Genomic DNA, 1,088 nt, shown 5'->3' on the forward strand with positions numbered 1-1,088 from the left:
CAAGAGATCGTTAGAAATGCAGCATTTAATTTATTGGATGCTATTCTAGGTGTATTTGTTCCAGATGCTTTATTAGACGCAGGATGGGCAATTATAGAGGGTTTTCTAAAAGGATTAGAAGCAGGATTTGAAAAAGTCAAAAGTTTTGTTAGTGGGATTGCAGAATGGATTAAAGAAAATAAAGGACCGTTGAGTTACGATAGAAAGTTATTGATCCCTGCGGGTAATGCTATTATGAAAGGGTTAAATGAAGGATTATTGAGTCAATTTGTCACTGTGAAGAACAGTGTTACTTCTATTGCTGATGAAATTCAAGGAATTATTTCAGATAATATGGATATTCATCGTTTAACTGGAGATTCATGGCATAACAAACTATCTTATGAAATCTCAGATATAGCTAGTTTTGATTTACCATTAAAAAAATTATCAAACCCATACAATACTGACTTTAGAAGTAGAAAAGACTACGGTGATACGCCAAAAGTTTATATCACTATAGAAAAAGTAATTTTATCTAATGAAGAATCTATTGAGGAAACGGCTCGAAAGCTCGCTATATTAACAGAACAACAATTGAGAGGGAGATTGGCTTGAATTTATTAAAATATCCATATTTTCAGTTTAGAGGTAAAAAATCCATTGAATTAGGAATGATCATTAGAGATGGTATAAGTTTCAATCTTCCAGAGTCATCTTTGGAGTTCATAAATGTAGATGGTAGGAACTCGGATATTATATATGACAGAGGAAAATATAAAGATATTGAAAAAATAATTCCGATGAGTATATACAGCAATCAAGAAAAAACGATGGCCATGCAGTTAAGAGAAATCGCTGCATGGCTATATTTAGATAAAGTATATTCTCCTTTGATAATTAGTGAATACGATGAATATTATTATCAAGCTTTAGGATACAGTGAGATTTCTGCGAAAGACAAGAAAAGAAATTGGCTAGATATTGATTTTATTTTTAAGTGTCAACCCTTCGTATTCCGACACGATGGGAATGAGGAAAGAGAAATTAAAAATAATGGAGTCATTATTAATCCAGAAGCTTTTGAAAGTTTACCAGTCATTACATTT

2 protein-coding genes are annotated in these 1,088 nt (G+C 31.7%); both read left to right on the forward strand.

What is annotated here, in order from left to right:
* Positions 1 to 597 (forward strand): phage tail protein (locus DVW83_RS15115; protein ID WP_446717770.1); only part of this gene is annotated, 597 nt, incomplete at its 5' end.
* Positions 594 to 1,088 (forward strand): distal tail protein Dit (locus DVW83_RS14740; RefSeq protein WP_137239681.1); only part of this gene is annotated, 495 nt, incomplete at its 3' end. The genes DVW83_RS15115 and DVW83_RS14740, both read left to right, overlap by 4 nt.

The organism is Enterococcus sp. VV15, assembly GCF_005236045.1.
GTDB lineage: Bacteria > Bacillota > Bacilli > Lactobacillales > Enterococcaceae > Enterococcus_B > Enterococcus_B durans.